We start from the raw sequence: 22,321 nt of genomic DNA on the forward strand, positions 1-22,321 counted from the left end.
GAGACACGCCGCGCCGCCCCCGGGCCCGCGGCGTGTCGTGACTCATCACCGAGCGCGGGCGGGGCAGGGCCAGGCGCGCGGCCCGGGCTCAGACCCGGGCGCGCGCGACGGCCGGCACCCCGACCGCGATCGAGCCGGCCGGCACGTCGCGCGTGACGACAGCGTTGGCGCCGACGATGCTGTCGTCGCCCACCGTGACGCCACCGAGCACGGCGGCCCCGGCACCGACCATCACGCCCCGACCGAGGGTGGGGTGCCGGCGACCGAGCGCGCCTCCTCGGCCCTTGCCCCCCAGGGTCACGCCGTGGAACAGCGTGCAGTCGTCGCCGACCACCGCGGTCTCGCCGATCACGACTCCCATGCCGTGGTCGATGAACAGCCGCCGACCGACCAGCGCACCGGGGTGGATCTCGACCCCGGTCGCGGTCCGGGCGAGCTGCGACAGCACGCGGGCAGCGAACCGTGCACCGAGGAGGCGCGGCGCACCTTCCGCACGCCACAGCCGCGAGGTCACGCGATGCGCCCACACCGCGTGCAGCCCCGAGTAGACGAGGGCGGTCTCGAGCCGCCCCCGAGCCGCGGGGTCGCGTCGCCGGACGGTGTCGAGGTCCTCCCGCAGGCGGGCGACCAGGTGCATGCTAGGCGCCTGCGAGGTCCTGGAAGAGCACCGTCGACAGGTACCGCTCACCGGTGTCGCAGACGATCGCGACGATGCGCTTGCCGGCGTTCTCGGGGCGCTTCGCGATCTCGAGGGCGGCGTGCATGATCGCGCCCGACGAGATGCCCGAGAGGATGCCCTCGTGGGTCGCGAGGTCGCGGGCGACGCGCAGGGCGTCGTCGAGCTCGACGGGGAACACCTCGTCGATCTGCGCGCGGTCGAGCACCTCGGGCACGAAGTTCGCGCCGATGCCCTGGATCTTGTGCGGGCCGGCCTTGCCCTGGCTGAGCAGCGGCGAGTCGGCGGGCTCGACGGCCACGACCTTCACGCCGGGCACCTGCTCGTGCAGCACGCGGCCGACGCCGGTGATGGTGCCGCCCGTGCCGACGCCGGCGACGAAGAAGTCGATGCGCCCGTCGGTGTCGCGGAGGATCTCGGGCGCGGTCGTCGTGCGGTGGATCTCGGCGTTCGCCTCGGTCTCGAACTGCTGGGCCCAGATGGCGTTCTCGGTCTCGTCGACGATCTGCTTGGCGCGCTCGACGGCGCCGCGCATCCCCTCGGGCCCGGGGGTCAGCACGATCTCCGCGCCGTAGGCCTTCATGACGGTGCGGCGCTCGACGCTCATCGTCTCGGGCATCGTGACGATCACCTTGTAGCCGCGAGCCGCGCCGACGAGGGCGAGCGAGATGCCGGTGTTGCCGCTCGAGCCCTCGACGATCGTGCCGCCGGGCTTCAACGCTCCCGACTTCTCGGCCGCATCGACGATGGCGACGCCGAGCCGGTCCTTGACGCTGGCGCCCGGGTTGTAGAACTCGAGCTTCGCGAGGATCTCGGCACCGCCCTCGTCGGCGAGACGGTTGATCTTGACGAGCGGCGTGTCGCCGAATGCGGACGTGATGTCGGCGTGGATTCCGGGCATGCGAGCCTCTTCCGTGAGCGATGTCTGTGCGTGCGGATCGAACCCTCATCCTAGGTCGGCCCCCTGCGCCACCGCCCCACCATGACGCCACGTGATGGACACGACGCCATCTTTACTTCTGGCGTCGTGCCCACATCCTGGCGTTATGGCGAGGACGCAGCGGCACGCCGAGATCGCGCAGCGTCGAGGCGAGCGGAGCGAGGAGGGCGACGTCGTCCGAGTCGCACCGCCCGATGGCCCTCACCCCGCCCGTGCGGAGCACCCGGCGCTCCCGCATCTTCTCGGCTCGGATCACGGCCGACGGAGCCCTTCCGCCCCGCATGGCCTCGTCGTCGTACTTCACGTTGCCGTCGAACTCGAGCGCGACGTCGCCCAGCACGAAATCGCACCTGCCCGCGAGGCCCTGACCGTCGTAGAACTCGACCTGCATGAGCGGCTCGGGCGCGCCGACCGTCAAGAGCGCCAGTCGACAGAGGGACTCGCCCCCGTTCTCGGCCCAGGGGGTCGCGAACTCGACCACCCTCCGGGCTGCGACGAGACCGCGGGTGCCACGAGACGCCTCGATCCTCTCGAGCAGGACGCCTCGGGTGAGATCGGCGGCCGCCTCGACCCGCTCCCGTCGCTGCTCTCGGTTCGGAGGCCACGCTGCAGGCCCCGGCGAGAAGGCCCCCGCTCGGAGCGCCTCTCGTCGCAGGAGCGCGTCGACGCAGAGGACGGCGTCGGCGAAGGAGGCGCGGCGTGCGACGTCGATGGCGGTCCGGTGCTCGGAGGTGACGAGGAGCCCGTCGATCTCGACGACGTCGCCGGGGGCGACGGGCCCCGCATGGCGGACCACTCGCTCGCTCACCTGAGTCCGGGTCCGCCGCGGGTCGATGACGTGGACGGGGCCTCGTGGCCACGTGGCACTGGGCAGCCCGTGCAAGACGGCGGCCGACGAGTGCGAGGCGATCGCGCCCGGAGCTAGTCGCGACATGACGGCGTGGACGGTCAAGCGATGCCGTGCACGCGGATCGAGCGCGTGCCACGCCGCGGACTCGACGAACACCCCGGGGTGCAGGGTCTCGAGGTGTCCGCGTCGCGCGTCACGACGCAGGGCCGCGGCCTCGCGACTCTGCGAGCCGTGTGTCGCGGCGAAGATCAGCGGAGGCAGGGGGTCGGTCACCCGGCCAGCCTGCCCGGGCGCCGTCCGGTTGACACGCGCACCGCGCCTCCTCGGGGACGAGCACCCCACCCGGATCAGCTGGGGAGGACACGTCCACGAGATCTGTTAGCACCACCCCGCCAAAAGGTGGATACGACGCCGGCTTTAAACCTGGCGTCGTGTCCACCTCCTGGCGTCGAGCGCGGCGGCGGCTAGGCGCCGGTCACCTTGCCGGGGTTGAACACCCGCCCCGGGTCGGCCGAGTCGAACAGCCCCTGCATGACGGCGACGCCCTCGGGCGAGACGTCCTGAGACATCCACGGCTGGTGCTCGAGGCCCACGCCGTGGTGGTGCGACACCGTCGCGCCGGTGTCGATGAACGCCTGCTGGATGGCGTGCTTGACGACGTCGTACTCGGCCTCGGCGTCGGAGCCGTGCTCGAAGGCGAACGTGAAGTACAGGCACGCCCCCGAGTGGTACGAGTGCGACAGGTGGCCCATGATCCAGCCCTGCTTGCCGATCTGGTCGAAGGCCTGGTTGGCGGCGGCGTACACGCGCGACGACACGTCGCGGAGCTTCGACCAGGGTGCGGCGGTCTCGCTGACGTCCGCAGCGCCGCCGTGGTCCATGAAGAAGTCGCGCAGGTAGGGCGTGTCGAACTTCTTCTGGTCGTACAGCTTGCCGGGGCCCTTGCCGACGCTCATGCCGCGGTTGGCCTTGACGATCTTCGCGACCGTCTTCTGGGTCTGGGCGACGTGCTCGGGGCTGCCCTCGTAGCCGATGAACGACAGGCACATCGCGTCGACGTCCCAGCCCTTGGCCTTCAGCACCTTCGGCAGCGCGTCGTTGACCATCTTCGAGATGCCCGTGCTCGCCTTCGAGGTGGCGAACGAGAACGCCGTCTCGTGCGCGTCGCTGACGCGGGTGACCGAGGGGTGCGCGTCGCTCTCGGCGATCGCCTGCATCGCCGCGAGGCCGTCGTGCCACGACGGGAACAGGTACGCGAGGATCTCGCGCTTCTCGGGCAGGCGGTGCACCTGCGCGGTGACCTCGGTGATGACGCCGAGACGCCCCTCCGACCCGATGATCATCTCGCGCAGCGACGGCCCGGTCGACGCGCTCGGCACGGCGCGGATCGACAGGATGCCGCCGGGGCGGACGACGCGCAGGCCCTTGGTGATGTCGGCGATGTCGCCGTACTTGTCGCTCTGCATGCCGGACGAGCGGGTGGCGACCCAGCCGCCCATGGTCGAGTGGGTGAAGCTGTCGGGGAAGTGCCCGAGGGTCCAGCCGCGGGCGTTCAGCTGCTCTTCGAGGTCGGGGCCCTGGCCGCCGGCCTGGATGCGCGCGAGTCCGCTGTCTTCGTCGATGTCGAGCACCTTGTCGAGGCGCCCCATGTCGAGCGAGATGACCGTGCGGGTCTCGGCCGGCAGCGGCTCGAGGCTGCCGACGATGTTGCTGCCGCCGCCGAACGGGATGAGCACGAGGTCGGAGGCGACGGCGAGGTCGACGATGCTCTGCACCTCGGCCTCGTCGGCCGGGTAGACGACGACGTCGGGCACCCGCTCGAGGATCCCCGCGCGGATGCGGATCAGGTCGCGGATGCTCTTGCCGTAGGTGTGCACGACGCGGTCGTGGTCGTCACGGGCCACGGCGCCGGGGCCGACGATCTGCTCGAGCGACTCGACCACCTCGGGCGCGGCGATCGACGCGGGCACCACGAGGTCGGCGAAGTCGAGCCCGGTGTCGTGGCCCTGCGACAGCTCGACGCCGACGATCTTCTTGACGAAGGGGGCGAAGCCCGGCTTGTCGTGGTGGTGGAAGGCGACGCCCTCGACGCCCCAGCCCCACCACTTCATGTGCTTCACGTCTACGACGGTGTCGCTCTTCTGCTGCTGGACGTCGGTCACCGGTGTGCTCCTTCGGACGGGTTGTCAGGCCCCAGGATACGGGCCGTGTTGGCGTCGCGGAGACGCAGGACCTCGGCGCGGACGCGCAGCGAGAAGGCCGCCGCGCCTTCGCCCTCGGCGGGCAGCATGGGGTCGCCGAACGCGACGCCCACGGGTAGCCGGCCGGGTCGCGGCCAGTTCGCGCCTCGCGGGTGCGCGATGTGCGCCCCGATCAGCGCGAGCGGCACGACCGGCACGTCGCAGGCGACCGCGAGCGCCGCGGCACCGGGCTTGAAGTGCCCGACCGTGCCGTCTTTCGAGCGCGTGCCCTCGGGGAACACAAGCACGGGGTAGCCCCGCTGCAGCAGCGACTTGGCGCTGACGGTCGGCTGGCCCGACCGACCGCGGGCAGCGGCTCGGGCGGCGGCCCGGCGGCGGGCGGAGCTCTGCGGCGTCGACCCGGCGGAGGCACCGGCCGAGGAGGCGCGGGTCGCGTCCGCCGCGGAGGCGGGGGTCCCCGAGCCCCGCTGCACCGGGAACGCGTTGAAGAAGAGCTCGGTCAGCTGGCGCCGCCAGGGCACGTCGAAGAAGTAGTCGGCCGCGGCGCCGGTCGCGAGGTAGCGGGCGAGGCGGCGGGGCAGCGCGCCGAGGATGAGCGGCGCGTCGAGGTGACTGGAGTGGTTCGCGACGACGACGAAGCCGCCCGAGAGCCCGTCGAGGCGGTCGCGGTCGATGACGGTGACATCGGTGATCGACCAGATGGTCGGCTTCAGGACCATCCGCTGCGCGACGTAGCGCGCCATGGCGTGCCGTCGGGAGCTGAAGCGGTCGCGCGCGTCGCTGGCCACGTCGCCGGCGCGCTGCGCGACGGCGTCCGCCCGCTGGGCGACGGCGTCGAGACGCGGGCGCTCCGGACGCGGGGCGTCCTGCCGCGGGGCGTCCTCCCGCGGGGCGTTCTGCTGCGGCTCGTCGTCGCGCGGGCGATCGCGCCGGTCGCGGGGGCTCACGGCTCGACGGGCTTCCGACGACTGGACGAGATCTTCGCCGACGCCGCGCGCACGGCGCTCCGCGGAGCGTGCCGCACCAACCAGAAGAGCGCCCGGTACCGAACCGTGGGCATGGAGACCACCTTGCCTTTGTCGACGTCGCGCAGACACGCGGTCACGAGGTGTTCGGCGCTGAGCCACAACGCGTTGGGTATCGACGACGACCGGATGCCGGCGCGCTGATGGAACTCCGTGCGGACCCAGCCGGGCAGCAGCGTCGTGACGCCGACGCCGGTGCCCTGCAGCTCGACCGAGAGGCTCTCGCCGAACGAAGTCGCCCATGCCTTGATGGCGCTGTACCCGCCCATGGTCATGAACCCGGCCGTGCTCGAGACGATCACGATGCGACCGCGTCCGCGACCGCGCATGGCTCGGGCACCGGCGCCCGACAGCACCAGCACGGCCCGGCACATCACCTCGAACGCGGCGTCGTGCGCGGCGACGTCCGTGGACGACAGCGGCGTGTGCACGCCGAAGCCGGCGTTGTTGACCAGGAGGTCGATCGGGGCCGCCTCGTCCTCGAGTCGGGCGGCGACCCGGTCGACGTCGGCGCGGTCGCCGAGGTCGGCCGCGAGGACCTCCACGCGACGACCGAGCGCCCGCAGCTCGGTCGCCGTGGCGTCGAGTCGTGGGAGGTCTCTCGCGACGAGGACGAGGTCCCAGCCGCGACGGGCGAGTTGGCGGGCGAATTCGGCTCCGATGCCGGACGTGCCCCCGGTGACGAGCGCTGTTGCCATGCCGCTTACGATACGGTCTGTAGGGCTCGCGACGTGCATCGTGCCCGAACCACCACACGAGAGCGTCACGAGAGGATCGCAGGCCTTGTCCACCCCGAGTGACCCCTACGACACCACCGACTTCGACATCCGCGAGTTCACCCTCACGGCCCAGGGCGCCTTCCGCGGCGAGCTCGAGCTCGACTCGTTCGCCACGGCGCCCCTCGGCGACGACACCCTCCGCCTGCTGCGCCACGTCGGGCGACTCGAGAGCGCCACGATGGAGCACCTGCGCAACCTGCTCGTCACCGCGACCCACAAGGACGCCCGCGTCACGGCCTTCCTGGTCACCTGGGCCTTCGAGAAGTTCTGGATCGCCGACGCGATCGACGCTGTGCTCGAGTCGCACGGGCAGCCCCGCCTCAAGGAGGTCGACGAGGGCCCCCGCCGGCACAGCCCGTCCGAGGCCGTCGAGCGCCGCGGCCCGATCACGCGCGCCATCGAGGCCATGGGCAAGGGAGTTCCGATCGTCGCCGTGCACATGACCACCGGCCTCGTCGACGAGTGGGTCATGTCCGACGCCTACGACGTCCTGGTCGAGCGCGCCTCCGACCCGGCTCTGACGGCCGTCGTCGACCGCATCCGCGCCATCAAGGCGCGGCACGAGCGCTTCTTCGGCATCGAGTCGCGATGGCGTCTCGACGACTCGCCCCGCGCGGTCAAGCAGACCCGCGCCTCCCTGTCCACCGCGGTGCTGCCGATCGGCGCGATCGAGCGGGCCGACTCCGAACGGACCCTCTTCGACGCGCTCGTCTACGGCGGGGCCGAGGGGCACCTCAGGGCCGACGCCGTCGGCGAGCGGGTCGCAGCACTGCCCGGCCTCGACTCCACGATCGGTTCCGCCGTCACACGAAAGCTCACCGCATGACCACCGCACTGCCCCCGTCCGTCCCCGGCTCGACCGAGGCGAGCCTGGGTTCCGCCCATGTGCTGCTCACCGGCGGCACCGGCTTCGTCGGCCAGGCGATCCTCGAGCGACTGCTCTCGACGCACCCCGACACCACCGTCACACTGCTGATCAGGCCCAAGGCGGGCACCCCGGCGCTCGGTCGACTGCGGCACCTGCTGAAGAAGCCGGTGTTCGCGACGTGGCGCGACCGCGTCGGGCCGGCCGAGGTCGAGCGCGCGCTGACCGAGCGCCTGCGCGTCATCGAGAGCGGACTGGGCTCGCTGCCCGAGCTGCCCGCCGACCTCGACGTCGTCATCCACAGCGCGTCGACCGTCTCGTTCGACCCGCCGATCGACCAGGCCTTCGACACGAACGTCGGCGGAGCCGTCGGTCTCTACGAGGCGCTCGGCCGTGCAGGTGGCGACCCGCACGTCGTGCACGTCTCGACCGCGTACGTCGGTGGCATCCGCAAGGGCGTGTTCCCCGAGGCCGCGCTCACCCACGACGTCGACTGGCGTGCCGAGTACGCCGCCGCCCGCGACGCCCGCGCCCGGGTCGAGGCGGCCTCGCGTCAGCCCGAGACGCTGCGCCGGTTCCTCGCCGAGGGTCGCATCGGTCACGGCAAGACCGGCCCGCAGGCCGTGTCGACCGCAGCCGAGGAGGCGCGGGTCGCCTGGGTCGCCGCCCGTCTCGTCGACTACGGCCGCACCCGGGCCGAGACCCTCGGCTGGACGGACGTCTACACGCTGACCAAGGCCTTCGCCGAGCGCGCCGCCGAGGAGCTCTGGGCCGAGAAGGGCCACCGTCTGTCGGTCGTGCGGCCGGCCATCGTCGAGAGCGCCCTCCGGCACCCGTTCCCCGGCTGGATCGACGGCTTCAAGGTCGCCGACCCGCTGATCATGTCGTACGCCCGCGGGCTGCTGCCCGAGTTCCCGGGGGTGCCCGACAGCGTGCTGGACATCGTGCCGGTCGACTTCGTCGTCAACGTGATCCTGACGGTCGCGGCGAACCCGACCCGCGCCTCCTCGGTGCCGGTCGAGTCGGCGGCCGGCGACGCACCCGCGGGCGACGCCCAGTACTTCCACGTCGCGTCGGGCAACAGCAACCCGTTCCCGATCCTGCGGATGTTCGAGAACCTCAACACGTTCTTCACCGCGAACCCGCTGCCGCGCGACGAGCACACCTCGATCCCGGTCCCGACCTGGAACTTCCCGGGGGTGCGCAAGGTCGAGGGCGCCATCCGCATGAAGCAGCGGACGAACGACCTGCGCGAGAAGGTGCTGACGCGGCTGCCGTCGAACGCCCGCACGCGCACGGCCCTGACGGCCGTGCAGACGCGCCGCGCCGACCTCGAGTCGCTGCAGAGCCTGACCGATCTCTACCGGCACTACGTGCAGTCCGAGATCATCTTCGACGACCGCCGCACCCGCGCCCTGCACGCCGGTCTGCCCGCGGGGTCGCCCGAGAGCATCGGCTTCGACGTCACCGACATCGACTGGGAGGACTACTTCCAGACGGTGCACTTCCCGTCGATCACGGCGATGACGCGAGCCTTCTCGGTGCGCCCCGCCGCCACCGGGGCGGTCGCCGACACGAAGGCGCTCCCCCGCCGCGACGACGTCGTCGCCGTCTTCGACCTCGAGGGCACCGTGCTCGACTCGAACATCGTCGAGCAGTACCTGTGGGTGCGCTCGAACGGGTTCCGCAAGGCGGCCTGGCCGGGCGAGGTCGCGAGTCTGCTGACCGGCCTGCCCGCGTACCTCCGGGCCGACGCCCGCGACCGCGGCGAGTTCATCCGCTCGTTCCTCCGGCGGTACAGCGGCATGCCCGTCTCCCGTCTGCAGAACGTCGTGTCGTCGACCGGCTACGCCGAGACCGTCCGCCGGCACACCCTGCCCGACGCCCTGGCCCGCATCGCCGAGCACCGCGCCGCCGGTCACCGCACGGTGCTGGTCACGGGTTCGATCGGCAGCCTCGCGGCGCCGCTCGCCTCGCTCTTCGACGAGGTCGTCGCGAGCACGATGCACTCGCGCGACGGCGTCTACACGGGTTACCTCGCCCAGCCGCCGCTCGTCGACGAGGCCCGGGCGGCCTGGCTCTCGCAGTACGCGAGCGAACTCGGAATCGACCTCGCAGGCTCGTACGGATACGGTGACTCTCACGCCGACCTCGTCTGGCTCGAGCTCCTCGGCAACCCGTCCGCTGTGAATCCCGACGCCAATCTCGCACGCGAAGCGCTCCGAAGAAGATGGAGCATCCGCGATTGGAATCGTGGCGGCAACTCAGCGAAAGGAGATGGAGGCAGGGCCTGACGCCCGCGCCTCCTGAACACGGCATGGCATTCGACATCGACAAATTCGCCGCGACGAGCGAGCGGATCACGTGGGACGACCTCGACCTCGACCACTTCAAGCAGAACCCGCTGTCGGCCGACTCGCTGCGCACGCTCCGGTACATGGCCGACGTCGAGTACCACACGGTCTGCTACACGCGTGATCTGCTGACTACCCCCTCGCACAAGGAGGACGACGTCTCGACCTTCATGACGATGTGGAACCGCGAGGAGTTCTGGCACGGCGAGGCCCTCGCCGCCATCCTCGAGGTGCACGGCGTCAAGGTCGACTACGACCAGCTGCGCGCCAACCGTCTGAAGCTCGGCTGGCGCGACCGCCTCGACCCCGTCAAGCAGGGTCTGCTCGGCAAGTTCGTCGGCTCCGACTTCGTCGCCGTGCACATGTCGTGGGGCGCCGCGAACGAGTACTCCGCCGTCGCGGCCTACAAGCGCATGGCCGAGCTCGAACAGGACCCGGTGCTCGCCGAGCTGCTGCGTCGCATCGCCAAGCAGGAGGCGCGGCACGTGGCCTTCTACGTCTCGCAGGCCCGAGAGCGCCTGCTCAAGAGCAAGAAGGCTCAGAAGCTGACCCGGTTCCTGCTGTCGAAGGTCTGGGCTCCCGTCGGCTCGTCGATCATGGAGCTCGACGACGTCAAGTTCGTCTTCGGTCAGCTGATGAGCGGCGTCGACGGTCGCAAGGCCGCCGCGAAGCTCGACCAGAACATCTCGAACCTGCCCGGCATGAGCGGGCTGACGATCTTCCAGAAGGCCCTCGACGGCCTCGGGGTCCGAGCGGACGCCGGTGCCTCGACCGGTGCCGGTTCGGTCGCCACCGCGTGAAGACCAGTCACCTGAGGCACTTCCTCGTGGCCGCCGAGGTGCTGCACTTCCCGGTCGCGGCCGACAAGCTCGGCATCTCGCGGCAGAAGCTCGAGTCGTCGATCGAGGCGCTCGAGCTCGAGTTCGGTCAGAAGCTGTTCGACCGCGACGCGTCGCCCTACCGCCTGACGAAGGCGGGGCAGGCGGCGATCGTCGTCGCCGAAGAGGAGCTGGCCAGCCCCTCGACCCCGCCGCCGCCGCCTGCTCCCCCCGGCGGCGGCAAGGCGAAGGCGAGCAAGGGCAAGGGTCGGACCCCCGCGGTCAAGGGTCAGCCCAAGCCGTTCAAGAAGCGTCAAGGGCGCTGACGCGCAGTTCGCGTTGCACGGCGAGAGCCAGCTCGCGCAGCAGCACCAGATCGACGCCTTCGACGCCCCGGGGCTCGGCGTCGACCACGCACAGCGCTCCGATGCGGACCCCGTCGTCGGTCTCGATCGGATGCCCGGCGTAGAACCGGACGGAGGGGTGCGACACGAAGCGGTCGTCGCGCCACGCGTCGGGCACGACAAGGGGTCGCCCGCTGCGGATCGTGTGGGCGCAGAACGAGTCGACGACGGGCATCTCGGTGAGTGACGACCCCGAGACGGCCTTGTTCCAGTGCCGGTCCTCGGTGATCAGCGAGAAGGCGGCGCCCTGCGCCCCGAGCAGGGTCCGAGCCCGCTCGACGATGTCGTCGAATCTCTTCTCGGCGGGCGTGTCGAGCAGCCCCAGCGATCGGATCGCCTCGACGCGGCGATCGACGCTCTGCGGTGCATGACGGGAGGCACGGGCCCCCTGTCCGTCGGCCACGCCGATGTCCACGATCGGCGCCGCGACCTCGGCGAGGGCTGCACCCCACGCCTGATACCGAGCGGTGTCGCCTGAACGGTCGTCGCTTCCGCCGGGCATCTCGGGGGCCGGCATGACGCGCACGGCGGGTCGCTCCGCGCAGAGGGCCCGGGTCGTCTCGTTCAGGAGCCGCGCGTGCCGGTCGACGACACCGCCGGGCGCGGCGCCGAAGCGGGGGACGGTGCTCGGCGGCTGGATGCCCGTCACGATCACCCCGGTGGAGGGACCGGTCGCGTGATCCACCGCGTCGAGCAGTCGGGACATCCCCCGACGCCACTTCTCCGGCGGCAGCAGTCTCAGGGCGTCGCTCATCCCCAGCACGACGACCACGACGTCGTAGCCGCAGAGCTCGCGGTCCGGCAGGTGGTCGGCGGCGGTCGCGACCGTCATGTCGGCGTCGGCGAACGCGTCGACGTCGACGCCGCGACCGGTCAACGCCGACAGGCTCCGGGCCAGATGCCCGGGGATGGCGAGGTCGTGGCAGCGGACACCCCAGCCGACGGCCGGGCCGTTGCCGAAGACGAGCACCCGGTCGGGGTCGACGCCCGGTGCGTGCACGTGCGGAGAGTCGTCGGGCCGAGGGCGGGTCGTGAGGTCGTCGACCACCCGGTACCGACCGCGGAAGAACGGTCGGAGCGCACGGGCGAGGATGCTCGTCATTCTCTGCTCCTCCGACACCCGGAGCGACCGGGTCGGTCTCCTCGCGGCAGGGCGGTGACCCTGCATTCGTAGCTAACGACTATCCGCGCCCAGCGCAGACGACTCAACCCCCAGTCGGGGGCGCAGACCGCCGGTCGCCCAGAGCGGCGAGGTCGTCGCCGAGCCCCGCGAGGCGCGAGGCCCTGTCGTCGCGGTAGTCGTCGTCGACGACGACCTGCCGCGCCCTGACGCGGGTCACGACGGCCGACCCGACGTCGCCCCAGGCGCGTTCGACGGCGGACGCCACGATGCCGTCGACGTAGTCGGCGTCGTCGCGGAGCTCGTCGAGGCGGTCGGCCACGCCGACGTAGGCGTTCTCACGGAACCAGAGCGTGCCGTCGTCGCCCGGTCGGTAGTCGTGCTGGTGACGCGAGCGACCACGGGCCCGCAGGGCCTTCGACCGTTCGCCGGCGATGCGGGTGTTCTGCGCCCGCTGCTCTTCGGCGAGGCGGTGCAGGGTGCGGCGGACGGCGGCGGCCGTCTCGTCGTGGTCGAAGGTCTCGCCGTCGCGGAGCGCGTGCACGACGATGCGGTTCGCCACCGTCACGACGGCGGCGGCCCGGGCGATGAGCAGGGCCTCGCCCACGGCACGATCGAGCGCGCCCTGGTCGACCGGTGCCGGCGTCGACGTCGCCGTCTCGCTGCGCGTCTTCCCCCACTTCATGGCGGGACTCCCTCTCGTCGTGCGGACTGGCGTCGAGTCGAGCAGAGTCGACCTCCCTCATTAAAGACCTCCCGCCCCGGGCCGGCGGACCGGTTCGGGGCGGGAGGTCGACGGGACGGCCGCGGGGCGAGACGTCGGCCGACCGGGCTCAGCTGTCGGCGGGTCGCTCCGACGCCGCGGCCGTCGTCAGCTCGCGGACGAAGTCGTCGAGGTCGTCCGGGGTCCGCGACGTGACGAGGGTGAAGCCCTTCTCGACGTCGGTGATCACCGAGGCGTCCGTCCACGACCCTCCGGCGTTGCGGATGTCCGTCGTGAGCGACGGGAACGACGTCAGCTCCTTGCCCTCGACCAGACCGGCTTCGACGAGCAGCCACGGGCCGTGGCAGATCGCGGCGATGGGCCGGCCCGAGGCCGCGAACGACGAGGCGATCGAGACCGCCCCCGCGTCCTGCCGGAGCGTGTCGGCGTTGATGGTGCCGCCGGGCACGAGCAGCAGGTCGAACTCGGAGGCGTCGACCTCCTCGATGGTCGTGTCGGGCCGGACCGCCTCGCCCGGGTCTTTGTCGCCGACGAGCGTCTCGACGGGCGCGGTCGACTGGGCGGCGACCACGACCGTGGCGCCCGCGTCGCGGAGCGCGCGCGTCGGGACGACGAGCTCGTCCTGCTCGACGCCGTAGTTGGTGACGATCGCGAGTACGCGACGTCCGGTGAGATCCGTGCTGGCCATGGGGCTCCTCCTTCAGGCCCGCTGCGGCGGGCCGATCGATGACCCGTCCCGTCTACGCCCCGAGGCTGAGCCGCCGCTCTGCGAGGTGTCCCCCGGGATCACGCGCGCTGCCCGACGTCGTCGACCCGCGCCTCCTCGGCCCGGTCAGCTGGCCAGCAGCGCCCGCGCAGTGCCCTCGTCGATGATCAGGTCGGTCACCAGGCCTGCGGCGAGCGTCCCGCGGACGGCCGCCACCTTGGCTGTGCCGGCGACGACGCAGACCCGTCTCGGCACCCGGCGGATGGTCGCGAGGTCCGGCCCGCTGCCCCGCGCGTTCAGCGCGATGTCGACCGACGAGCCGTCCTCCCGGAAGAACACCGTCGCCACGTCGCCCACGACCCGGTCGTGCTCGAGGCTCGACTGGTCGCTGTCCTCGAGGTAGGCGCCCGAGTAGACGTGGCTCGGCACGAGGGCGCCCCGCGCGCCGACGCCGAAGACGACGAGGTCCATCCGTTCGTGCAGCTCGAGCACGCGGCGGGTGCTGCGCTCGCGCCAGAGCGCGCGCTTCGTCGCGGGGTCGTCGAAGAACGCCGGCACCGGGAACTGCTGGATGACGGCGCCGTAGGCGTGCCCGAACCGGCGGAGGATCTCGCTCGCGTACTCGATGCCCGTGGTGCGCGTGTTGGCCGCGCCGTTCAGCTGCACGATCAGCGAGTTGTGGGTCGCCTTCGGCACGAGGTAGCGGCTGATGGCGCTGAGCGTCGAGCCCCAGGCGACGCCGATCACCATGTTCGAGTCGACGTACGGCGTGAGAGTCCGTGCAGCGGACAGGGCGACGCGGTCGAGACGGTCGACGTCGCTGGCCTGGTCGGGCACCGGCACGACGTGGGCGACCACGCCGAAGCGGTGCTGCACGGCCTCGCCGACGACGGTCGCCTGGTCGAGCGGCGACTTGATCTGGATGTCGACCAGACCGGTGTCGCGGGCCGATTTCAGGAGGCGCGAGACCGACGAGCGGGACGTCCCCAGCTCATGGGCGATCGCCTCCATGGTGAGGTCCTGCATGTAGTACAGGTGCGCCGCCCGCAGGGCGTCCTGCGTCTTGTCGGGCGAGAGCAGATCAGTCACGACGGCCTCCGTGCACGTTTGTGCAGATACGTTGCACCCATGGGAACACGGGTCGACGATAGACGATACCGGCGCGAGCCGCCGGCCGACCCCGTCGGACACACGCAACGCGAAAGAAGCTCCCTGTGACTGCGTCAAAGAAGACTGAACCCGCACGGCCCAACGTCGCCCGGATCATGGACCGCCCCACCGCCAAGGTCCTGGTCGTCGGCGGCGGCATCAACGGCATCGCCACGTTCCGCGACCTCGCCCTGCAGGGCGTCGACGTCGTGCTCGTCGAGCGCAACGACTACGCCTCGGGCGCCTCCGCCGCGTCGTCGCACATGATCCACGGCGGCATCCGCTACCTCGAGAACGGCGAGTTCCGACTCGTCCGCGAGAGCGTCGAGGAGCGCAACGGCCTGCTGAAGATCGCGCCGCACTACGTCAAGCCCCTGCAGACGACGATGCCGATCTTCTCGACGTTCTCGGGCATCCTGAACGCCCCGCTGCGCATGCTCACGCACAAGCAGCGCTCGACGAAGGAGCGCGGCGCGCTCCTCATCAAGGTCGGCATGACCCTGTACGACTCCTTCTCGCGCGACGGCGGCTCGGTGCCCCGTCACCAGTTCCGCACCGGCAAGGCCGCGCTGAACGACATGCCCGCGCTCAACAAGGGCGTCAAGTACACCGGCACCTACTACGACGCGTCCGTGCACGAGCCCGAGCGACTCGCCCTCGACGTGCTGAAGGACGGCCTCGCCGCCGGCGACCACGCGCGCAGCGCCAACTACGTCGAGGCGATCGGATCGCGCGACGGCGGAGTCCTGCTGCGCGACGTCGTGAGCGGCGCCGAGTTCGTCGTGAAGGCCGACGTGGTGATCAACGCCTCCGGCCCCTGGACCGACCTCACCAACGCGGCGTTCGGCGGGGAGTCCGCCTACATGGGCGGCACCAAGGGCTCGCACATCGTCGTCGACAACGCCGAGCTGCTCGAGGCGACCCGCGGTCGCGAGATCTTCTTCGAGAACAACGACGGCCGCATCGTGCTCATCTACCCGCTCAAGGGCCGCGTGCTGATCGGCACGACCGACATCGACGCCGACCCGTCGCAGCCGGCCGTCTGCACCGAGGAGGAGGTCGACTACTTCTTCGATCTCGTCAAGCACGTGTTCCCGCAGATCGACGTGACCCGCGAGCACATCGTCTACCGCTACTCGGGCATCCGTCCGCTGCCGCGTCACGAGGACACCGCGCCCGGCTTCGTCTCGCGCGACTACCGGATCGTCGAGACCCCCATCCAGGGGCTCCCCTCCTCGACGGTGCTGAGCCTCGTCGGCGGCAAGTGGACGACGTTCCGCGCCCTGTCGGCGCACCTGTCGACCGAGGCCACGAACCGCCTGGGCGTCACGCGCACGGTCGACACGACCGGCATGGAGATCGGCGGCGGCAAGGGCTTCCCCACCACCGACTCCGCGCGCACCACCTGGATCGCCGCCCACGCCGACGGTCTCGACCGCGCGCAGGTCGACCGGCTGCTGACCCGCTACGGCACCCGCGCCTCCTCGGTGATCGACGTGCTGCTCGACCAGCCGTCGGAGTCGCTGGCCAGCCACCCCGAGCTGACCCGCGCCGAGATCGCGTACTTCGCTCAGCACGAAGACGCCGTGCACCTGGCCGACGTCGTCCTGCGCCGCACGAACCTCGCGTTCGTGGGCGGTGTCACGATCGAGCTGCTGACCGAGATCGCCGACGTGCTGGGCGAGGCCCTCGGCTGGGACGCCGACCGCCACGAGGCCGAGATCGCCGACACGCTCGAGGTGCTCCGCACGTCGCACGGCGTCGAGGTCGGCTCGCAGCACGTCCCGAGCGCGACGGGCACCCCCGCCGCCTCGTGACCGGTGAGCGTCGGGCCCCCTGAGCCGGACCGACCGCGACCCGCACTCCCCCGAGAACCCACCCCCGCAGCCCTGCGGCGGGTGGGTTCTCGGCATCCGGTGTCGGAGGACTCGTCTAGAGTCGTTCCCACACACCCGTGATGAATGGAGTCCGCATGCCGATCCCCAGCACGCCCCCGGCCGCCGAACGGCAGCTGCTGCGCGACACGGTCCGCGCGCGCATCCGTGACGCGATCGTCGACGGCACGCTCGAGCCCGGCGAGAGACTCCACGACGAAGAGCTGATCGCCTGGCTGCAGGTCTCGCGTACGCCGATCCGCGAGGCGCTCGGCGATCTGGTCCGCGCCGGCCTGGTCGAGATGGCCCCCAACCGCTACACCCGCGTCGCGACCCCGAACGCCGACGAGGCCGTCGAGTCGATCCAGACCCTGGGCGTGCTCTACGGCGGCGCGGTCCGACTCGCCGTCCCCCGCCTGTCGGCCACCGTGCTGAAGCAGATCGTCACCGCCATCGACGGCTGCCTCGTCGACCTCGAGAACGAAGACGGCCCCGCCCTCAACGCGCACGCCGTCGCCCTGTTCGCCCTCTACGTCGAGCAGTGCGGCAACGCGTCGCTGCAGAAGGTCAGCCGCGACGTCACGGACGGGCTCGCCTACAAGCTGCGGGTGCCGAACATCGTCGAAGTGCTGAACTGGTCCGAGATGCCGGCGGCGTTCCGTCTGCTGCGTCAGGCGACCATCGATCGCGACCCCATCAAGGCCGAGCTGGCGGCCGAGGCGCTGCACGAGCTGCCGGGCGCACGACCCGTCGAATAGCACTCCGGCGCTGCGCGGCCCGCGCGTCCGACCGGGTGATCGGCGAGGGCCGGGCCGACTACGCTTGCTCCGACCGATTGGACACCTTCGCCGTGACAGACATGAGCCTCCGGCTCCCGACGACCCGGTTCCGGGCCGTGTTCGCCCTGGGCAACCGACCCGCCGCCGCGCTGCCGGTACCCACACTGCTGGGCAAGCCGAACCTCTACGGCGAGTTCGACGACGAGACGGGGCAGAGCACTCTCTACGTCGGCTTCGGCACCGGGCAGATCCATCTCGAATCCGACGGTTCGAACCTCGCGTTCCACTATCACGACGCCGCCGGCGACGACACCGACATCAGCCCGTGGAACACCGCCGACACCACGATGCTCGTCCAGTGGTCGACCCAGCTGCTGCAGGATTTCCACCGCCTGCTGCCCGAGCTGCTCGACGACGTCGACGACGCCGCCGCCTGGCACGACGTCGGTCTCGACCTCTGGGTCTGCGAGGTCGAAGAGCCCGCCAAGCTCGATCTGATCGAGGTCGACATCGAGGGCGAGCTACTCACCCTCCCCTGGCTCGGGGCCGGGCACGTCGAGCACGACCACGTCGACGAGTCGGTGTTCGGAGCTCGAGACGGCTCCGTCGACGGTGAACGCGAGCACCCGATCGCCCTGCTCTGGGCGGCCGACCCGAACGCGAGCCCCGACAGGGCCATCGCCGAGGCCTGGCTCACGCCGGGCACCGAGCAGCCCGTCACCAGGGCGCTGCCCGGCATCGACTGGGAGGCCATCGGCTGGCCGGCCGACGAGGTCCTCGCGTGGCTCGAGGGCATCTACCTGAACCACCACGTGCTGCCCGACCCGGCGGGCACCATCCTCACCGGCGTGCTCGAGCGACTGGGCGGCATCGACGGCACCGACTGAGGTTCGCCTCGCGGCAGGCCGCCTCTCGGTGGGGTGAAGCCGCGAATTCGGACTCCCGAACATCTCTGATCAGGGCTTTTTCGGCGCTCCGACCCTCTGGGGCATGGCAGGATCGGGGGGTTCGTCGGCACCGCAGCCGCGCCTCCTCGTCTCATCGCGCCGTGCTGCGTGATCGCGCTCGCGCGCGCCCGCTGAAAGGTCGTCACCCTCGTGTCGTTCTGGACCCTCCTCCTCATCGCCGTCGGCGTCTCCGCCGACGCCTTCGCCGTGGCCCTCGGCAAGGGGCTGCACATGCGGAGGTTCTCGGCCCGGAACGCCGTCGTCATCGCCCTCACGTTCGGCGCGTTCCAGGCGCTCATGCCGTTGATCGGCTGGCTGCTCGGATCGGCGTTCGCGTCGTACATCGCCGACATCGATCACTGGATCGCCTTCGGTCTCCTCGCGCTGATCGGCGGCAAGATGCTCCACGAGGCGTTCTCGACGAAGGACGACGTCGACGAGGACACTGACCGGCTGCCGCTCCGTGAGCTGCTGGTGCTCGCCCTGGCGACCAGCATCGATGCCCTGGCCGTCGGCGTGACCCTGGCCTTCCTGCCGGTGTCGATCGGCGGGGCCATCGCCGTCATCGGCGTGACGACGACCGTCCTGGCGTTCGTCGGCGTCGTCGTCGGACGGCGGGTCGGCTCGCGCTTCGGCAAGCCCGCCGAGATCGCCGGCGGGATCATCCTGATACTGATCGGGCTGAACATCCTGCTCGATCACCTCGGCGTCTTCGGCTGAGGCTCAGCGTCTCCGGCTGAGGCTCAGCGGCGCCACCAGGTGTCGAACGGCGAGGCGGGCACCCGGCGCTTGTGCTCGGTCGTGAGGTAGCGCGCCTCGATCAGCTCGGCGACGTCGTCGGCGATGTCGCCGCCCTCGAGGTAGGTGTCGATGTCGTCGTAGGTCAGCCCGAGGTTGGCCTCGTCGGTCTGACCGGGGGTCTCGTCGAGCAGATCGGCCGTGGGCGCCTTCTCGTAGAGACGGGCGGGGGCGCCGAGGTGAGCCAGCAGCGCCTTGCCCTGGCGCTTGCTGAGACCGGTGAGCGGCACGAGGTCGACCCCGCCGTCGCCGTACTTGGTGAAGAACCCGGTCAGCGCCTCGGCCGCGTGGTCGGTGCCGACCACGAGCAGCCTGCGTTCGCCTGCCAGGGCGTACTGCGCGACCATGCGGGTGCGGGCCTTGACGTTGCCCTTGGTGAAGTCGCTGAGCGCCACGCCTGTGGCGTCGGCGTGGTCGCGGGCGATGCCGTCGACACCGTGCTGGATGTTGACGGTGACGCCCTCGGACCCGGCGATGAACTGCAGCGCGAGCTGCGCGTCGGCCTCGTCGGCCTGCACCTTGTAAGGCATGCGCACGGTGACGAGCTCGGCGGAGCCCCCATCGGCCCGGACGGCCTCGACCGCGAGCTGGCAGAGGCGCCCGGCGAGCGTCGAGTCTTGGCCGCCGCTGACGGCGAGGACGAAGCCGGCCGCGCCGGTCTTCGCGAGGTAGTCGCGCAGGAACGCGACACGTGCCTCGACCTCGGTGGCCGGGTCGATCACGGGACGGACGGACAGCTCGGCGACGATCTCGGCCTGGAGTGCTCTCATGCCAGAACGATACCCATCACCGCCGACACTCGTGAAGTCTCCGAGTCGAGGAGGCGCGGGTCAGCTCGAGCGGCCCATCGCGATGAACGCGGCCGCGACCAGGCCGAGACCGGCGACGGTCATGGCGCTGATGAGGATGGTGAAGAAGAGCTCGGTCATGGGGGTCTCCGTCCGATCGGGTGCGGGGTCTCGGACGATCCTGTCACGGGCCGCATGGTAGAACGGTGGTCGGACCACCGAGAGGCTTCTGTGCAGTCGACCCGCACCTCCTTCCGTTCGTCGCTCGGGCTCGTGGCGGTCGTCGCGGTCGCCGTCGGGCTGGCCGGCTGCTCCGCCCCCGAGGGGCCCCGCGGCACGGTCGCGGCCGCCGAGCTCGAGGGGCTCCTGCCCGGTGCCGACGAGGTCTCCGCCGCCACCGACGACGAGGGAGGCGCGTGGCGGCTCGAGCAGGCGACCTCGGTGGACGGCACCTCGGCCCCCGACCCTGCGGCGGGCTCCGACGCGGCATCGGGCGCGGGTGACGGCGACCTCGGGATCTGCGCGATGGACTTCCGGAGCTTCACGGCGGCCGAGACCCTGCCGTCCGCCTCGGCGGTGTTCACCCGCGAGCGTCAGCAGTTCACGACCGGCGTCGTCTCGCGTGACGACGCGGCTGCGTACATCGCGGCCCTCCGCGACGAGCTGGCCGGCTGCCCCGCGACGACGACCGCGGGCGTCAGCGGCACGGAGAGCAGCTTCACGCTGACCCCGTTCGACGAGCCGCTCGCCGAGGCCGACGAGTCCGCCGCCGTCTGCTTCGGCTACGCCGCGTCGTTCGGCGGCGCCCCCGCCCGCGGTCACGCCTGCCAGGTGGCGCAGGGCGATCTCGTCACGCTGTCGTGGGTGCTGGCGCCGACCGACCGCGAGGCGCTCGACGCGGCCGCGTTCGCCCGTCTGGTCGATCTGTCGGTGGCGACCAGCGCCTCCTGAAGCGCTCGACGCCGTCGCGCCCGGGTGGCGCGAGACACGCGCACCCGCTTGACTGGGGTGGACGACGCGCGACGCGTGTCGCCCAGGTCGAGCAGCGACGCCCGGACCGGAGGCACTGCTCGACGTTCGATGACGAACGATCCGAGAGGAACCCCATGGCCGCCAGCCCGGACATCCCGCGCACCGACGACCTGACCACCCCCGTCTCCGCCAAGCGGTGGCGCATCATCGGACCCGGCCTCGTCGTCGCGGCCACCGGCATCGGAGCGGGCGACCTCGTCGCCACCCTGGTCGCCGGGTCGCGGTTCGGCTACGCGCTGGCCTGGACGGTCGTGATCGGCGTCGTGATCAAGATCGCGCTGGTCGAGGGGGCCGGTCGCTGGTCGCTCGCGACGGGCCGCACGATCTTCGAGGGCTGGCGGTCGCTCGGCCGGTGGACGAGCGTCTACTTCGGCGTCTACATCGTCGTCTGGGGGTTCGTCTACGGTGCGGCCGCGATGAGCTCGTCGGCCCTGCCCCTGCAGGCGCTGTTCCCCGCCGTCGATCTGAAGGTCTTCGCCATCGGGGCCGGGGTGCTCGGCGGAGTGATGGTGTGGTTCGGCCGGTACTCGTTCTTCGAGAAGGTCATCGCGTTCTTCGTGGGCGTGATGTTCGTCACGGTGGTCGGGTCGGCGATCGTGACCCTGCCCAACCTCGGCGACATCCTCACCGGTCTCGTGCCGACCATCCCCGAGGGCGGGCTCGTCGTGGCCCTCAGCGTCACCGGTGGCGTCGGCGGCACGATCACCCTCGCCGCGTACGGCTACTGGCTGCGCGAGAAGGGCTGGAACAGCCCCGGGTGGATGCGCGTCATGCGCCTCGACAACGGGGTCGCGTATGTCGTCAGCGGGGTCTTCGTGTTCTCGATGCTGGTCGTCGGCGCCGAGCTGCTGCACTCGGCCGACATCGCCCTGGCCGACGGCGAGGGCGGGCTCGTGCAGCTCGCGGCCGTGCTCGGCGAGCGGTATGGCACGTTCATGACGTGGTTCTTCCTGATCGGGTTCTTCGCGACGTCGTTCTCGTCGATCCTCGGGGTGTGGAACGGCGTCTCGCTGATGTTCGCCGACTTCGTGGGCACCCTGCGCGGTCTCGACGCCGACGATCCGCGTCGCCGCATCGGCGGAACCTACTACCGCGCGTTCGTGATCTGGCTGACGGTGCCGCCGATGGCGATCCTGTTCCTCGACCGGCCGATCGGCCTGATCGTGCTCTACGGCGTGCTGGGCGCCCTGTTCATGCCGTTCCTCGCGATCACGCTGCTCTGGCTGCTGAACTCGTCGCGGACTCCCGCCGAGTGGCGCAGCCGCTGGCTGAGCAACACGATGATGACGATCTGCGCCGTGCTGTTCGTGGTGCTCGGGGTGCAGCAGCTCGTGACCGAGGTCGGCAAGCTGTTCGCCTGACCGGCTGCGCCCGGGAAGCCGAGGAGGCGCGGGTCCAGTCGACCCGCGCCTCCTCGTCTCTCTGTGCGACTACTCCGCGGTGTTGAAGCGGATCGTCTGGCTGCCGTTTTCGATGTCGGCGCGCTCGCTGG

At 71.2% G+C, this 22,321-nt stretch carries 21 protein-coding genes; 10 read left to right on the top strand and 11 right to left on the bottom strand.

The genetic code is table 11. The annotated features are described in order from the left end of the window. Positions 1-88 precede the first annotated feature (88 nt). The 6 genes from epsC to IFT51_RS03545 all read right to left on the bottom strand — a co-directional run bounded on the left by epsC (position 89) and on the right by IFT51_RS03545 (position 6,390). Entirely contained in the window at positions 89-637 is a 549-nt protein-coding gene (gene epsC / locus IFT51_RS03520; RefSeq protein ID WP_192059131.1) for a serine O-acetyltransferase EpsC, read from the bottom strand. Between the two features lies 1 nt (position 638). After that, positions 639-1,577: a cysteine synthase A gene (gene cysK, locus IFT51_RS03525; protein WP_192059133.1), complete on the bottom strand. Its 939-nt coding sequence runs from the start codon at positions 1,575-1,577 to the stop codon at positions 639-641. 112 nt (positions 1,578-1,689) lie between these two features. Continuing rightward, a complete protein-coding gene (locus IFT51_RS03530; protein WP_192059135.1) occupies positions 1,690-2,739 on the bottom strand; it encodes a hypothetical protein in 1,050 nt (349 codons plus the stop codon). A 191-nt stretch (positions 2,740-2,930) separates the two neighbouring features. Continuing rightward, complete coding sequence (locus tag IFT51_RS03535) at positions 2,931-4,628, bottom strand: FAD-binding oxidoreductase (protein WP_371740665.1); 1,698 nt, start codon at positions 4,626-4,628, stop codon at positions 2,931-2,933. After that, a complete protein-coding gene (locus tag IFT51_RS03540) occupies positions 4,625-5,614 on the bottom strand; it encodes a lysophospholipid acyltransferase family protein (protein WP_192059137.1) in 990 nt (329 codons plus the stop codon). The genes IFT51_RS03535 and IFT51_RS03540 overlap by 4 nt, the downstream gene beginning before the upstream one ends. Then, positions 5,611-6,390: an SDR family oxidoreductase gene (locus tag IFT51_RS03545; RefSeq protein ID WP_192059139.1), complete on the bottom strand. Its 780-nt coding sequence runs from the start codon at positions 6,388-6,390 to the stop codon at positions 5,611-5,613. The genes IFT51_RS03540 and IFT51_RS03545 overlap by 4 nt, the downstream gene beginning before the upstream one ends. Positions 6,391-6,475: 85 nt before the next feature. Between IFT51_RS03545 and IFT51_RS03550 the strand changes: the two genes are divergently transcribed. The 4 genes from IFT51_RS03550 to IFT51_RS03565 are packed head-to-tail and all read left to right on the top strand — an operon-like array spanning position 6,476 to position 10,834. Then, positions 6,476-7,297: a hypothetical protein gene (locus IFT51_RS03550; RefSeq protein ID WP_192059142.1), complete on the top strand. Its 822-nt coding sequence runs from the start codon at positions 6,476-6,478 to the stop codon at positions 7,295-7,297. Beyond that, positions 7,294-9,630 (top strand): SDR family oxidoreductase, encoded by a 2,337-nt coding sequence (locus IFT51_RS03555; protein ID WP_192059143.1) that lies wholly within the window; start codon positions 7,294-7,296, stop codon positions 9,628-9,630. Before IFT51_RS03550 ends, IFT51_RS03555 begins: the two co-directional genes overlap by 4 nt. A 23-nt stretch (positions 9,631-9,653) precedes the next feature. Next, complete coding sequence (locus tag IFT51_RS03560; RefSeq protein WP_192059146.1) at positions 9,654-10,490, top strand: ferritin-like domain-containing protein; 837 nt, start codon at positions 9,654-9,656, stop codon at positions 10,488-10,490. Next, positions 10,487-10,834: a LysR family transcriptional regulator gene (locus tag IFT51_RS03565; RefSeq protein WP_192059148.1), complete on the top strand. Its 348-nt coding sequence runs from the start codon at positions 10,487-10,489 to the stop codon at positions 10,832-10,834. The genes IFT51_RS03560 and IFT51_RS03565 overlap by 4 nt, the downstream gene beginning before the upstream one ends. On the opposite strand, the gene IFT51_RS03570 is transcribed toward IFT51_RS03565, so the two are convergent. The 4 genes from IFT51_RS03570 to IFT51_RS03585 all read right to left on the bottom strand — a co-directional run bounded on the left by IFT51_RS03570 (position 10,812) and on the right by IFT51_RS03585 (position 14,488). Further along, positions 10,812-12,014, bottom strand: a complete 1,203-nt coding sequence (locus IFT51_RS03570) for a GAF domain-containing protein (RefSeq protein WP_192059150.1) — start codon at positions 12,012-12,014, stop codon at positions 10,812-10,814. The two genes, IFT51_RS03565 and IFT51_RS03570, sit on opposite strands and share 23 nt — an antisense overlap. A 103-nt stretch (positions 12,015-12,117) precedes the next feature. Further along, the gene (locus IFT51_RS03575) at positions 12,118-12,717 is read right to left on the bottom strand and encodes a hypothetical protein (protein WP_192059152.1); all 600 of its coding nucleotides are present in this window, start codon (positions 12,715-12,717) and stop codon (positions 12,118-12,120) included. Positions 12,718-12,865: 148 nt separating this feature from the next. Beyond that, positions 12,866-13,444, bottom strand: coding sequence for a type 1 glutamine amidotransferase domain-containing protein (locus IFT51_RS03580; protein WP_192059154.1), 579 nt, complete (start codon positions 13,442-13,444; stop codon positions 12,866-12,868). A gap of 144 nt (positions 13,445-13,588) precedes the next feature. Then, positions 13,589-14,488 (bottom strand): sugar-binding transcriptional regulator, encoded by a 900-nt coding sequence (locus IFT51_RS03585; protein ID WP_192059324.1) that lies wholly within the window; start codon positions 14,486-14,488, stop codon positions 13,589-13,591. A gap of 188 nt (positions 14,489-14,676) precedes the next feature. Between IFT51_RS03585 and IFT51_RS03590 the strand changes: the two genes are divergently transcribed. The 4 genes from IFT51_RS03590 to IFT51_RS03605 all read left to right on the top strand — a co-directional run bounded on the left by IFT51_RS03590 (position 14,677) and on the right by IFT51_RS03605 (position 18,931). Further along, positions 14,677-16,428 (top strand): glycerol-3-phosphate dehydrogenase/oxidase, encoded by a 1,752-nt coding sequence (locus IFT51_RS03590; RefSeq protein ID WP_320477721.1) that lies wholly within the window; start codon positions 14,677-14,679, stop codon positions 16,426-16,428. Positions 16,429-16,583: 155 nt separating this feature from the next. Continuing rightward, entirely contained in the window at positions 16,584-17,243 is a 660-nt protein-coding gene (locus IFT51_RS03595) for a GntR family transcriptional regulator (RefSeq protein WP_192059158.1), read from the top strand. A gap of 92 nt (positions 17,244-17,335) precedes the next feature. After that, the gene (locus IFT51_RS03600) at positions 17,336-18,151 is read left to right on the top strand and encodes a hypothetical protein (protein WP_192059160.1); all 816 of its coding nucleotides are present in this window, start codon (positions 17,336-17,338) and stop codon (positions 18,149-18,151) included. A gap of 210 nt (positions 18,152-18,361) precedes the next feature. Next, positions 18,362-18,931: a manganese efflux pump gene (locus tag IFT51_RS03605; protein ID WP_192059162.1), complete on the top strand. Its 570-nt coding sequence runs from the start codon at positions 18,362-18,364 to the stop codon at positions 18,929-18,931. A 23-nt stretch (positions 18,932-18,954) separates the two neighbouring features. On the opposite strand, the gene nadE is transcribed toward IFT51_RS03605, so the two are convergent. Beyond that, positions 18,955-19,779, bottom strand: coding sequence for an ammonia-dependent NAD(+) synthetase (gene nadE / locus IFT51_RS03610; RefSeq protein WP_192059164.1), 825 nt, complete (start codon positions 19,777-19,779; stop codon positions 18,955-18,957). 249 nt (positions 19,780-20,028) lie between these two features. Between nadE and IFT51_RS03615 the strand changes: the two genes are divergently transcribed. Both IFT51_RS03615 and IFT51_RS03620 read left to right on the top strand, forming a co-directional pair. Beyond that, on the top strand, positions 20,029-20,748 hold the full coding sequence (locus IFT51_RS03615) for a hypothetical protein (RefSeq protein ID WP_192059167.1): 720 nt from the start codon (positions 20,029-20,031) through the stop codon (positions 20,746-20,748). A 155-nt stretch (positions 20,749-20,903) separates the two neighbouring features. Continuing rightward, positions 20,904-22,190 (top strand): Nramp family divalent metal transporter, encoded by a 1,287-nt coding sequence (locus tag IFT51_RS03620; protein ID WP_192059170.1) that lies wholly within the window; start codon positions 20,904-20,906, stop codon positions 22,188-22,190. Positions 22,191-22,321: the final 131 nt, after the last annotated feature.

Source organism: Frigoribacterium sp. CFBP 13712 (assembly GCF_014842255.1).
Classification (GTDB): domain Bacteria; phylum Actinomycetota; class Actinomycetes; order Actinomycetales; family Microbacteriaceae; genus Frigoribacterium.